This is a genomic window from Saccharibacillus sacchari DSM 19268, from assembly GCF_000585395.1.
Classification (GTDB): domain Bacteria; phylum Bacillota; class Bacilli; order Paenibacillales; family Paenibacillaceae; genus Saccharibacillus; species Saccharibacillus sacchari.
This window is the reverse complement of the sequence record NZ_KK073875.1, coordinates 2,696,534-2,709,028: the sequence shown is the minus strand read 5'-3', so window position 1 is coordinate 2,709,028 and position 12,495 is coordinate 2,696,534. Positions and strand designations below refer to the sequence as shown.

The 12,495-nt window shown below is 52.3% G+C and carries 13 protein-coding genes; 3 read left to right on the top strand and 10 right to left on the bottom strand.

Annotated features, from left to right (window positions below; translation table 11 throughout):
* Positions 1–6 precede the first annotated feature (6 nt).
* Entirely contained in the window at positions 7–909 is a 903-nt protein-coding gene (locus SACSAC_RS11650; protein ID WP_037286483.1) for a carbohydrate ABC transporter permease, read from the top strand.
* A 91-nt stretch (positions 910–1,000) separates the two neighbouring features.
* Here the strand turns inward: SACSAC_RS11650 and SACSAC_RS11645 are convergent, their stop codons facing one another.
* Positions 1,001–1,381 (bottom strand): nuclear transport factor 2 family protein, encoded by a 381-nt coding sequence (locus tag SACSAC_RS11645; RefSeq protein WP_051507055.1) that lies wholly within the window; start codon positions 1,379–1,381, stop codon positions 1,001–1,003.
* 188 nt (positions 1,382–1,569) lie between these two features.
* Here SACSAC_RS11645 and SACSAC_RS11640 point away from each other — a divergent pair, with 188 nt between their 5' ends.
* Entirely contained in the window at positions 1,570–1,851 is a 282-nt protein-coding gene (locus tag SACSAC_RS11640; protein WP_245608625.1) for an ArsR/SmtB family transcription factor, read from the top strand.
* A gap of 124 nt (positions 1,852–1,975) precedes the next feature.
* Here the strand turns inward: SACSAC_RS11640 and SACSAC_RS11635 are convergent, their stop codons facing one another.
* The 9 genes from SACSAC_RS11635 to SACSAC_RS11595 form a co-directional block, all read right to left on the bottom strand.
* Positions 1,976–2,491, bottom strand: a complete 516-nt coding sequence (locus SACSAC_RS11635; protein WP_037286478.1) for a CcdC protein domain-containing protein — start codon at positions 2,489–2,491, stop codon at positions 1,976–1,978.
* Positions 2,492–2,734: 243 nt separating this feature from the next.
* Entirely contained in the window at positions 2,735–3,403 is a 669-nt protein-coding gene (locus tag SACSAC_RS11630; RefSeq protein WP_037292687.1) for a response regulator, read from the bottom strand.
* A gap of 22 nt (positions 3,404–3,425) precedes the next feature.
* On the bottom strand, positions 3,426–4,637 hold the full coding sequence (locus SACSAC_RS11625) for a sensor histidine kinase (protein ID WP_051507053.1): 1,212 nt from the start codon (positions 4,635–4,637) through the stop codon (positions 3,426–3,428).
* A 216-nt stretch (positions 4,638–4,853) separates the two neighbouring features.
* Positions 4,854–5,372 (bottom strand): spermidine/spermine N(1)-acetyltransferase, encoded by a 519-nt coding sequence (gene paiA, locus SACSAC_RS11620; protein WP_037286476.1) that lies wholly within the window; start codon positions 5,370–5,372, stop codon positions 4,854–4,856.
* A 580-nt stretch (positions 5,373–5,952) separates the two neighbouring features.
* Positions 5,953–6,150: a hypothetical protein gene (locus SACSAC_RS11615; RefSeq protein WP_037286473.1), complete on the bottom strand. Its 198-nt coding sequence runs from the start codon at positions 6,148–6,150 to the stop codon at positions 5,953–5,955.
* 153 nt (positions 6,151–6,303) lie between these two features.
* Positions 6,304–8,757, bottom strand: a complete 2,454-nt coding sequence (locus SACSAC_RS11610) for a carbohydrate-binding domain-containing protein (RefSeq protein ID WP_084778019.1) — start codon at positions 8,755–8,757, stop codon at positions 6,304–6,306.
* A gap of 27 nt (positions 8,758–8,784) precedes the next feature.
* Positions 8,785–9,474, bottom strand: a complete 690-nt coding sequence (locus SACSAC_RS11605) for a DUF4956 domain-containing protein (RefSeq protein WP_037286472.1) — start codon at positions 9,472–9,474, stop codon at positions 8,785–8,787.
* Positions 9,467–10,276 carry a polyphosphate polymerase domain-containing protein gene (locus tag SACSAC_RS11600; RefSeq protein WP_037286470.1) on the bottom strand — a complete coding sequence of 270 codons (810 nt, stop codon included), beginning with the start codon at positions 10,274–10,276 and terminating at the stop codon, positions 9,467–9,469. Before SACSAC_RS11600 ends, SACSAC_RS11605 begins: the two co-directional genes overlap by 8 nt.
* Before the next feature lie 447 nt (positions 10,277–10,723).
* On the bottom strand, positions 10,724–11,326 hold the full coding sequence (locus tag SACSAC_RS11595; protein WP_037286467.1) for a TetR/AcrR family transcriptional regulator: 603 nt from the start codon (positions 11,324–11,326) through the stop codon (positions 10,724–10,726).
* 169 nt (positions 11,327–11,495) lie between these two features.
* Here SACSAC_RS11595 and SACSAC_RS11590 point away from each other — a divergent pair, with 169 nt between their 5' ends.
* On the top strand, positions 11,496–12,233 hold the full coding sequence (locus tag SACSAC_RS11590) for an SDR family NAD(P)-dependent oxidoreductase (RefSeq protein ID WP_037286466.1): 738 nt from the start codon (positions 11,496–11,498) through the stop codon (positions 12,231–12,233).
* Positions 12,234–12,495: the final 262 nt, after the last annotated feature.

Sequence of the window (12,495 nt, the reverse complement as noted above, 5' to 3'; positions counted from 1 at the left end):
CCGCAAATGGTCCAATACAAATCGCTGGGCAACCGATTGTTCGACGGCGCGATCTACGTTCTGCTTACGATACTTACGCTGGTCTGCCTGTACCCGATCGTGCATATCCTGTTCGCTTCGATGAGCAATCCGAGCGAGCTGGTCGCGCATAAAGGACTGCTGCTCGCGCCGCTCGGATTCACCCTCGACGGCTACAAGCTGATTTTCCGCGACAACGCCCTGATCGTCGGCTACGCCAACACGCTGCTGTACGTCGGGCTGGGCACGGCGATCAACATGGTCATGACGATCATGGGCGCGTACGTCTTGTCCCGTCGCGAGTTGTTCTTTAAAAAGTACATCATGATCGTCATCACCATCACGATGTTTTTCGGCGGCGGCCTGATCCCGTGGTTCCTGCTGATGAAAGACATCGGGCTGTACAACAATATCTGGGCGATGGTCTTACCCGGCGCGATCAGCACGTGGAACATGATCATCCTGCGAACCGGGTTCCAGGCGCTGCCGCAGGAGTTGGAAGAAGCTGCGACGATCGACGGAGCAAGCCAAGCGCGCATCCTGCTGAGCGTCATCATCCCGTTGTCCAAAGCGACGCTGGCCGTCATTTTCCTCTACTATCTCGTCGGCAACTGGAACTCCTGGTTCAATGCGATGGTGCTTCTGCAAGACCGGGATAAGTTCCCGCTGCAATTGCTGTTAAAAGAAATCCTCGTCGCCAACGATACGAGCGCAGCCACCATGGGCAGCGCGGGCGGCGTCGTGATCGACAGCGCAGGCAGCGCCACCGCTTACCGCGAACTGGTCAAATACTGCACCATCGTCGTCTCGACGCTCCCGATCCTTCTGGTGTATCCGTTCTTGCAGAAGTATTTCGTGAAAGGCGTATATGTGGGATCGATTAAGGGATAGCTTGAGTTCAAACAAATGACAGCAAAAAGCCGCCGTAGTCAGGGATTCGACCTGATTGCGGCGGCTTTCCTATTTTTCAGAGAGATCGCGCTTAAGACGTATATTTTCCGAACGCATCCTTATCCGTCGGCACGTTTTCCAAATACACAATCTTTCCGTCCGCGTTAAAACGAGCAATATCCACGCCCGTTTTCGCATAGACCGCACCTTCCGACGTCTGGCCGCATACCGCCCAATTGGTATGGTAGCTGCCGTCCGCTTGAAGCACCCAGCCGTCCCACATATGTTTGACGTCGCGGTTATGCGCGTAGAAGGCTCTTACGAAATCTTCAAAGCCGTTTCGGCTATTGCCGTTCAGCACGATCTCCGCATCTTCCGTGAACAGCGACAACAAGTCGTTCATTGCCGATTCATCCGTGCGCGCCGCGTCGAACAAGCGAAAATACGTATTCAATACCGTCAACGTTTCCATGGTTAATCCTCCCGAAACAATGCTGCTGCATCATTTATTGTTTGATATTTTTCGAACTGAAAAGGAATATAACACACTCTCTCGCCGCTTCGCAATCTTTAGTTCGATTTTTTTCGAAATTTGTATTCAATCCGCGATTGTGCTACCCTACAACCATGAAAACTCTAACCCTTCCTTCGATCTCCGAAATGGATTTAACGACCGTATGTGCCGCGCTCGGCGATCCCGTACGCATGAAGATCGTTCAGTGTTTGGCTCGCTCGGGCGAGAAAAACTGCTCCGGCTTCGAAGTCGAACACATTTCCAAATCGACGTTATCCCACCATATCAAGATTCTGCGCGAGTCCGGATTGATCCAACCGCGTTTTCAAGGCAAGGAACATTTCTACTCTCTGCGAAAGGAAGACCTGGACCGCCGCTTTCCGGGTATGGTCGATCTGCTGTTGAACGAGCCTGTATTGACGGAATAACGGATGGTAAAAGGCGATTTGCAAACCCTGCGAACAATCTTCGGCAAAAACGAAACAGGTCGATCAGCGGATGAATGTCCGTTAATCGACCTGTTTTGCGGTGCTGTTTTTCCAAGCGTATTCATTAGGCACTCCAGCCGGATACCGCTTCCGAACGCGTGCGTTTCACCCGAATCAACAGGCCGACGATCCGCACGATCAGCATCGAAGCAGCCATGAAAATAAATGCCGGACCGATGATGTACAAGTCAAAATGATGCAGCTGCGAGTACCGGTAAGCGGTCTCGCCGTGGCTGGTCACCCATTGCACCAGTCCGATGCGCAGGATGAACATGATCGACAGAACGCCGATGCTGGCGATGCCGTTGGTTACGTAAGTCTTGCGGCTTTTGCCGTCATATTCGATATGGGACATGGTCAGCAGCAGCGCGCCGATCAGGGCGCCGAATGCGGCGGACGCCGCGAGCAGCCAACCGTTATTGCCGTCGCTCGGGATGTCTTTCAGGTAGGTGGCGCCGAAGTAGCTGATGACCAGAATAGGCATAATCAGGCGAACCGGATTGAATGCCTTGCGGCCGAATGTACTCCAAGTGAGAAGAGCGAAAATAGCGAGCGTCGAGATCCAGGTCGTTGCGGTCATGTGTGTTGCCTCCTTGTTGTTTTTGGGATGTCTTAAGCTTATCCCGATTCAGGAGGCACCGCGTCCACCGAGGGGTTGCTCTTGCCGCAGGCGCTTATCCACCTGTGGATGGATGCGCAGACGCGGAAAATCGGTTATCCCCAGGCAAAAAGAAGCCGACGGCGCTCTGTTCGCCGTCGGCTCTGTGGATAAGCGGTGATGCGACCGCACTCCGCCGCTCCGCGTCTTCTGTGTCCGTTCCCTTCACTCCACGATCCCGTTGCGAATCGCGTACACCACCGCCTGCGTCCGATCCTGTACGTCGAACTTTTGCAGGATTCGATGTACATGCGTCTTCACCGTGCTTTCGCTGACGAACAGCTTGGCCGCGATCTCTTCGTTACGTAATCCGTAGGCCATCTGCTGAAGCACTTCCAGTTCTCTCGCGGTAAAAGGTTGGAGCAGCTTCGTGGTCATCGAATCCGAAGCATTGTCCCCCTGCCGCTGCAAGGCCTGACCGATCAGCTTCCCGGCCAGCGCGGTGCGGAAAATGACTTCGCCGCGCAATGCGGCACGAATCGCAGTTAAAAGCTCCTCCGGCTCCGTATCTTTCAGCAAATAGCCGATCGCTCCCGCGCGAATCCCTTCCAGCACATACTCTTCCGTATCAAACGTAGTCAAAATGACGATTTTGCAATCCGGCAGTTTTTCCAAAATGCGCCGCGCGGCTTCGATTCCGTTAAACTCCGGCATTTGGACATCCATCAAAATAAGCTGAGGATGCTGCTCCAGCGCGACCTTCACCGCATCCGGTCCGCTTCCGGCCTCGCCTGCGACTTCAAGATCCGGCTGCGCGCCGATGATGTATTTCATTCCTTGGCGAACAAGCGGCTGATCGTCCACGAGCAGGATTTTGGCGATTCCGTTGTCCAATCTTTCATTCGCAGATTCCGCGTTAGTCATGCTGCTCATCTCCCTTGTCTCGATCGATCGCCAGCGGCAGCGCAATATCGATCGCGATGCCGTGCGGTTCCCGTACCGCGATGATACATTCCCCGCCGACATCCCGGCACCGTTTGCGAATCCCGCCCAATCCAAAGCCTTCTTGCAACGACTCTCCCGGCTTGAGAATACCGTCGTCACGGTAATTTAGCGCCAGACGACTCTCGCTTTGCTTGATCGTAACCTCTACTTGATGCGCCTGAGCATGGCGAATCGTGTTCGTTAAAGCCTCCTGCAAGCAACGGTACAAGGCTGCCGCAATTTGCGGCGGCCACTCTTGCTGTCTCTTTGCCTCTTCCCCTTCAATGTTCAAACTGATTTTCGGCGCGCCCGGAACGGCCGAGGTCTGCTGCACCAGGCTGCGTAATGATACGATCCCGGCCCCACTCTCGTCCGTACCCATCTCGTGCACGACGGAACGGACTTCCTGCATGCATGAGCGCGCCACTTCCAGCACCGTGCGCACGATACGTTCGGATTCTGTCGGATCGCTTTTCAACACGTAAGGCAGAGCTTGAAGCTGAACGATGACCGAGGTCAGACGATGGCCGATACTGTCGTGAATATCCCGCGCGATCCGGCTGCGTTCTTCCAACACGGCATAACGCAGCGACTGCACCGTAGCCTGTTCCAATTCCTCATGCGCCTGCTGAAGCTTGGCATGAATAATCTTCAACTCTTCCGCGTGCCGCTGCTGTTCGCGCTGTTTGGATCGGCTAATGCGGATCATGCGCAGCAGCGCGTACAGTCCGACATAAATAAACAAATCCTGTCTCAGCAAGCTCTCCCAGGAGGCCCCTTCATACTCGATTTGCAGAATAAAAGTAAACGCCACGATCGCGCTCGCCAGTACCGCTGAAGCGGGTTCGACCAGTAATAGCGCGATATAGCTGACCAGAAATCCTTGCAGGATCAGCAGCAGCGACGTGTCGTGGCCGAACGCCAGCCAATAGGCGACGGACGCCGCGTACAGGCCTCCGAATACGAGCAATCGGATGGTTGGATTTTGGACTCGCGGAGCAATCGCCAGTCCGACGATAAAGGCCAGAAATAAGATCGCCGAAGCCCAGCGCGCCGAATTCGAATCGGGCAGCAAGCGCGTGAACAGATACAGCAGCACGATGCTTGAGATAATCTGGCCTCGGCGAAGCGGCAATGAGGTCATGTAGGAGACCGCCTTTCGCGTATTGATCTTTTCACTTCGATTCTAGCATAACGATGGGAGGGCGGGAGCAAGACCGCTTCGACCTGGGCTTCGTTGTCCATTCCCTCTAAGGGCAAAGGCCCTTCGGTTCGAAACGGTCTTGCTCCCGGAGGTGGGGTAGTAGAGAGAAGAAAAGATTAAAGGCGAAAAGATAAAATTAAAAGGACGAAGGCAAAATTAAGCTAGCGATTTTGTCATGATCCAGTCGATTTGTTCGTCGTCGCCCATCCAGAAAGAATGTTTGTCTGTTAGGACAAAGCCTTGTTGTTCATAGAAAAGGATGGCGGAGGTGTTTTTTTCCCAGACGCCTAGCCAGATTTTTGTTTTGGCTTGTTGGTTGGCGAGTTCGAAGGCGTAGTTCATGAGTTTTTTGCCTAGACCCATGCGTTTGAACGATTTACGGACGTAGATGCGTTCGACTTCGAGGCTATCGTCGCCCATCGGTTCGGATTGTGCGGTGCCGACGTTTACTTTTAGGAATCCGGCTAGCTGGTTGTTATGCGAGATGAAGAAGAAGGAAGAGTTTGGGGTGTTCAGTTCTTGTTGGAACTTTTTTTCGTCGAATGCTTTTGCTAGATAGGCGTGCATGTTTTCGGGTTTATTTTGCTCGGCGAAGGTGTCGTTGAAGGTTTCTATTCCGATTTCGCGGAGGGTTTTCAAGTCTTGGATGTCGCATTTTCGGATTGTAGTTGTCATTTTTATCATTCCTTTCCGGGTGGGAGAGGGAGCGAGATCGTTTCGACCTGCGCTTCGGTTCGAAACGATCTCGCTCCCGGAGTTGGGTTAGTGTAAGCGACACTCAGAAATATAGTCTATTTTTATTGCGTTTGCAATAAAAATAGATATGAAAAGAACCCGTGGCGGGAAGAAGTTGCCAGCGGGTGGGGATGGGTTTAGTTTTTATTTGTTTTTGGCGCGATGGGAATCCAGATTTCCATCTCGTACATACCATTGCCGCGGTGCTGCGCGGATGCGGTCGACGGTGCCGTCGGCAATACAGGTTTGCCAAAATTCCGGGATTTGTTGATAAGGTGTTCGCCTATATTTCCGATTAGCGTCGATCTGCCGAATAGATCCATTAGAAAGTTGAAAGGAAATTCGCGGATAAGCTTTGCGCCTGATGCCGGGCTTTCGTGCGTCTGCCGGAGTAATTCCGTGCATTTTTTTAAAAGCCCGAGTGAACGCTTCCGGCGATTCGTATCCGTACTTGAGCGCGAGATCGAAAGCCGCTAAGAGCAGCCGCCGATCCGAGTCTTGCAATCGGTGCACAAAAATATCAAAGGGTAATCAAAGATACTTGGCCCACGATCACAGCCATAAACGCAAAGAAAATCAAGGAAAGAATGGCTGTCAAAAAACTCACAAGGATGCGGCTTTTCGGATTTGCGTGCGCGTTGAAAATACCTATTAAGATATATACGATAAAAAAACTCAGAATCGCTGCTAAAAAGGTTGCGATCAAAATGATATCCATACCTGCCTCCAATCAGTGGTCAACTTCCATACTTGCGAGCTTTATCGAATATTCAAGCATTCAGTCTATAAACGCGAAAAGCCAACTATTCCTCACGAAAAAAGCCTCCCCTTATGAAAAGGGAAGGCCTTGCTTTAGGGCTAAATTTTCCGATTATTCCGCCGTTGTTGTGCTTGTCGTAGTAGACGTGCTGCTTGATTGCGTACCTCGCGGGCCGCGGGTCGTGCCGTCGCCGCCCATGCCTCCACTGCCGAATCCGCCCATGCCGCTCGGTCCGGCAGTTACGCCGGATTCGTCGACCCAGGTTGTGGCGTCGCTCGTTGAGAATTCGAAGGTTGTGTAAGTTGTTCCACCGCTATACGTTCCGCCTGTGTAGAGACCGTCAAACTCCGTACCCGTCGATGTGCCGCCTGTCGAAACGGTATACGTTTCGCCTGCTTTCAACGCGGAAGAGCTAACCACGACCGAACTAAACGATTTGGACGGAGCGAAGGTCAGAACGTTGTTGCCCGCCGAGTCTTCCACATGCACAAGCGTTCCTGCACTCAGCGAAGCGGCAAAGGTAATGCCCAGCGAACGTTGGCTCGATGAAGTCGAAGGGGCTTGTGCCATGCCCGAGCTTCCGGCTGCGATCAGGGTACCTCCGCTGATCTCGAATGTGCCGTCATAGTCGAGTGGCCCGTTGCCGTTATCCATCGGGCCGTTCACGATCACCGTGCCGCCCGTCATATTGACGGAACCGTTGGAATCCAGACCGTCGCCGCCTGCGTTAACGGTTAGGGTTCCGCCGCTGATATTCAGTTCGGCGTTGCTGGCTTCCATCATTCCGCCGCCCATGCCGCCCGGCATCATACCGTTGCCTGGCGTCTGCGAAGCGGAGGAAGTCGCATCGGTCGTCGTGTCGGCTGCCGCCGCGGTGCTTGTCGTTGCAGTTGAAGAGCTGCTTGCGCTGGATGTAGAAGCTGCGGCTGTTTGCGTGTTGCTTGCTGGTGTCGCACTGCTTGTTGTTGCCGCACTGTCTGTAGACGTCGTATCCGTCGTTGCTGCCAACGTCGGATCATCACCAGCCGCATTGACACCGTCATCCGAAGCGGTTACGTCAATATCGCCGCCTTTGATATTGATGATAAAGCCTTCCAACGATTCATAGCTATTCGTAACCTCAATCGTACCGTCCGAGATTTCCAGTACCGCGTCGGCATGGAAGCCGTCGTCTCCGGTCGCGACGTCGAATGTTCCGCCTGTGATATTCACGTTGCCGTTGCTATGCACCGCATCGTCAGCCGCATCGATCGTGAATGTTCCATCGTTGATAACCAATTCGGTGCCCGCTTTGAGCGCCTTCATGCTTTCGGTCGTCTCCGCTTCTTCCGTTGTTTCGTCCGCTTCAGTACCGGAGGCTGTATTCAAGTTCGTCGGAGGCGTCATCGCCGTTCCGTCCGCGTTGGTTGGCGGCGTCATGGTTGTGCCGTCTGCATTGGTCGGGAAGGTCATCGCTGTGCCATCCGCATTCGTCGGCATTTCGCCCGGTGTCCAATCTTCTGGCATTTGACCGCCAAAGCCTCCACCGCCGCCGAAGTCGTCGGTATGCGTCCGTCCATTTTCATAACCGCCGCCCGTTACGATGTCGAAGTCCCCGCCATCGATGACAAGCGCGGTTTCGGCCTGAATGCCGTCATTGCCTGCCGTGATGTTGAACGTGCCTCCCGAGATCGCAACGAAGCCTTTTGCCGTATTGGTATCGTTGGTGGATTTGATTCCGTCGAAGCCTGCATCGATATTGAACGTGCCGCCTTCGATCACGACGCGGTCTTTACCGATAATGGCGTCTTCGACCGCTTTGACCGTAATTTTACCGCTGACGATATTGAGATTATCTTTACTGCGAATACCGTCCTTGTAATTGCCCGTGACGTTCAGGGTTCCGGTGCCGTTAATGGTCAGATTAGCTTTACTAAACATCGCGGCATCCGGTTCGTCTTCGCCCTCCGCAAAGGTATAGGTGCTGCTGTCCGTGATCGTATTCGTTGTGCCCGCTGACAGAGTGACTACGACTTTATCCGCCGACTTTACATAGAATGGCGAAGTCGAATCGTTAGCCAAAGTCACGCCTTTGAAGACGATATGCACATCATCCGTGTCCGCTGCCGCAACGACGATCTGCCCGTCCGTCAGTTTGCCGCTCACGACATACGTGCCTGCCTCGGAGATCGTAACCGTACTGCCGGATGCCTTGGCACCCGAGCCGCTAACGGTTGCGCTTGTGCTGTTCAGCTTGATCGTCGTATAGGTTCCGGTGCTCCACGTTGTCGCGTAATCCTTCGTTTTTAACGTGACAAGATCCGAGACGGTCATGTTGGTCACTTTCAAATCGGATGCGGTAGATGCGGTCGTGCCTGTAGAAGTCGAAGCGGACGTCGTGCTGGTCGTATTGCTGCTGGTTGCGTTGATCAGATAACCGTTCGAGGCATTCCAGGTCAATCCGGCCGCTGCCGCAGGAACGACGCTCGCCGAGGTCAGCAGCACCGCGCCGAGCAGACCGGCTGCCGCCATTTTTTTGTTGGCTTTGAACTTTTTCGTTTTCGCGATCTTGGTTGCTTTTTTCATGAGAGTTCTCTTCCCTTCGCTTCTTAATTAATATTCCGCCGTCACCGGAGGAGCCATCGTCAGCGACAAATCGAGGTTGCCGTTGCGGGTCCGGATCGAATCGAGGAATGCTTTTTGGTTAACATTCTGATCCATGGTGACGGAGTAAACGAGTTCGTACAGACTGCCGAGTTCGGTGGTGCGGATCTTTTTGAGTTCATGCTGTACGCCGAATTTGTTGAAGACTTCTTCGAACGCTTCTTCGTAGCCGAGGTTTTCCGGGATGGTGACTTTAAGCGTTTTTTGCTGCGATTTTTTGACTCCGAATTTGAAACGGCTGAGCACGAACATCACGACGCAGAGGATTACGGTGAACAGTACCGCGTAGCCGAGAGAACCGACGCCGCAAGCCAAGCCTGCCGCCATCGTGAACAGGACGTAGGTGATGTCTTTCGGATCGCCTGCCGCGCTGCGGAAGCGAATGATCGAGAACGCGCCGGCCAAGCTGAATGCGCGGGCCACGTTGCTGCCGATCATGAGGATAATGACGGCGACGACGATCGGGAGAACGATCAGCGTGAGGGTGAAGCCTTGGGTATAAGTGGCTTTGTTGGTCTTCATATACGTCAGGCTGATAATCAGGCCCAGCACGATCGCCAGGCCGATGGTCACCAGCGCATTACTCAAAGTCAGGTCGGTGGTACTCGTCGTGGTGCTGTTGAGGATGGAATCAAGCATAAAGCACAGTCTCCTTTTCGGTTGCGCGTTCTGTAGTCGGCAGATCGCCGATCGCGTTCAATTGAATGTTGGGTTGCAGGTCGGGCATCATTCTTCGGGTTTTCAGCAGCTTTTTGTATTCGTTGCCGTATTTCGAAAAGCTCGTCCGGTATAAGCCGTGTTCGGACAGCATTTTGGACAACCACGCCGGTACAGTCTTTTCCGCTTTGACTTCCATCAACCATTGACCGGGCTGCATCAGTTGTTCGCCGTAATCGCCGCGTTCCAGTTGGACGTCGTAGCGTCTGCATCGGATGTTGGTGTCGAAGGTAATCCGCAGGTCGCGGCTCGTCTTGTCGAACAGAGCTTTACGGTCGTAGGAGAGATAAACTTTCGGGTCCAGGTCGTACAGGCGGAGGAAGTATTCGATCTCGTCCAGCACCTGCGCGTTCATGTAAGGTTGAAACTCCGGCGGTTGTCCGGTGCGGACGAACTCGTAGGCTTCGTTCAGCTTTAGCGCCGTGCGGCGTTTGTTGACCAGACCGAACACTTTCTTTTTGATTTCGAGATAGACTTTCGCGTCTTCGTTCGGTACGCCGTAAGCCCGGAGACGAAGTTTTTCCTTGTATTTCGGTTTGGCTAGGCTTTGACGGATGAGCGAATCATGCGGCGTATCGAAGTACAGATTGCTGATCGAATAAAATTCGTTTTTGTTGTACTCGTCTTTCTCCATATATTCCAGCAGCGCCGCGTAAATTTTCTCGTAAGACGCATGATCCATCAGGTATTTGCTCTCGTACCGGTTGAAGACCTCGATTGCCATGTTCCTCGTTCCTTTCGTTGTGAAGTTGTCGGTGTTCCCTTGCCATGTCTGTATCTTAGGCCTGCAACCTTTAGCGAATCTTAAATAAATCGAGGAGTTTGTAAAATGGTGTGGGGGATTTTACGCAGCGTTTACACAACAAAAAAGAACCGGGGTTCCGGTTCTCAGGATTGTCGATAAAGTTACGTTGGTACGGGGAAGCAAGAAGACTGCGAGAAAAATTCGTTCAATTCGCTGTCTCACTTGGAAAACGGGATTGAAATTTTATAATGGGGTTTTCCAAGTTCAAAGGCGTCTTTCACTGAATTTTTCTCTCCGTCTTCTCGCTTCCAGTTACGTTGGACTTTCTGGACACGTTGAGAACTGGATTTCCGGTTCTTCTTTTCTTGAATTCACTTTGTACGACAATCGCGCCGATCCAAGTTCGTTTTCAAGCTCGATGCTCGATCATTTGCCTCTATATTGAAACGAATAAATATGGGTGCGCGTCAGGTCGATGACTTTTTTGACGAACTCTTCTTGCGATTCGCGGAAGTCTTCGGTGATCCAGTTTAAGACAAGTCCGTAAAAGCCGTAGGCTGTGTATTTCTTGAAGTAATCCATATCGACCGGGCGGTTATCGATGGTTTCGAAGTCGAATTGTTCCATATAGATTTTTAAAAAGGTCTGCGGGATGGCGGTATGTATGCCGGGCAGGGTATCTTCGTATTTGATCAATTCGAAAAAGTCGCGATGTTCGTGGATGTAAGTCAGGATGTTGAATGAAGGCGCGTCAAGAGCAGCCGAATTCACCCAGTGTCCGGGCACGTACGGCTTGCCGACCGAATCTTCCAAGCCTTGAAGCATGACATTCAGCAAATCTTCCGCCAAACCTGGCTTATCCGGGTACTGCACGTAAAAGGTACTGCGGTTATAAGCGGCGGTGTCAACGATATCTCTCACAGTTACGGCATGATAGCCTTTGGATTTGATTAGTTTGACCAAAGCCTCTTGCAGATGTTCTTTGGTTCGATTACGGCGAGGAGACGTCCCATTTCGCACTTCCGTCATTATTATTCTCCTTCTGGCAAGACATTTAGGTCGCATCTGTCTATTAATCAGACATTTGCCGTCATATTAATGATTGTTATCGGAACTCATCGGAGTAAACTTAAATTGTGACCAAAAACGCACAATTTCAATTAAATTTCATTCATTTATTATACGGGAGGAATTCAAAATGGGAAAATTACAGAATAAAATCGCGTTGATTACAGGCGGAGCGTCGGGTATCGGTGCGGCAACTGCTCGTTTGTTCGTACAAGAAGGAGCCAAAGTCGTACTCGCCGACCTCAATGAGGAAAAAGGCAAAGCGTTCGAAGCGGAACTGAAAGCGCAAGGTGCCGAAGCCGTATTCGTTAAAGCCAACATCACCAGCGAAGAAGAAGTAGCCAGCCTGTTCAAACAAGCGGTCGAAGCATTCGGCAAAGTCGATATCGTATTCAACAATGCCGGAATCGGACGCGTGCAACCTACCCATGAATTGGACTACTCGGAATGGCGCAACACCGTCAACGTCGATCTGGACGGCGTATTCCTCGTTGCCCGTGAATCTATTCGCGAAATGCTCAAAGCAGGCGGCGGCACGATCGTGAACACCGCTTCCATGTACGGCTGGGTCGGTTCCCCGGGATCGGCAGCCTATAACGCGGCCAAAGGCGGCGTCATCAACCTGACCCGTTCCCTGGCACTTGAGTATGCAGACCAAAACATTCGCGTAAACGCCCTCTGCCCAGGCTTCATCGACACGCCGATCATCCCGGAAGAAAACAAAAAAGAACTGGCCGCAATCACGCCAATGAAACGCCTCGGCCAAGCCGACGAAATGGCGACGGCCGTCCTGTTCCTGGCAAGCGACGATTCTTCGTACATGACCGGCGGCAGCCTGATCGTGGACGGCGGATATACGGCGCAATAATTAAGCAGTTTGGCATACACAATCACTTTACCTTTTCAAAAAGGCGTTCTCCACCCAGAGAGCGTCAGCGTGTCGAGAAACTCCAACGTAGCTAGAAGCGAGAAGACGGAGAGAAAAATTCAGTGAAAGACGCCTTTGAACTCGGAAAACTCCTTATTTAAATCCAATCCATTTTCCGAGTGAGACAGCGTCTTGAACGAATTTTTCTCGCAGTCTTCTCGATTCCCTCGCCTACGTAACTTTCTCGACACCCAGACGTTCT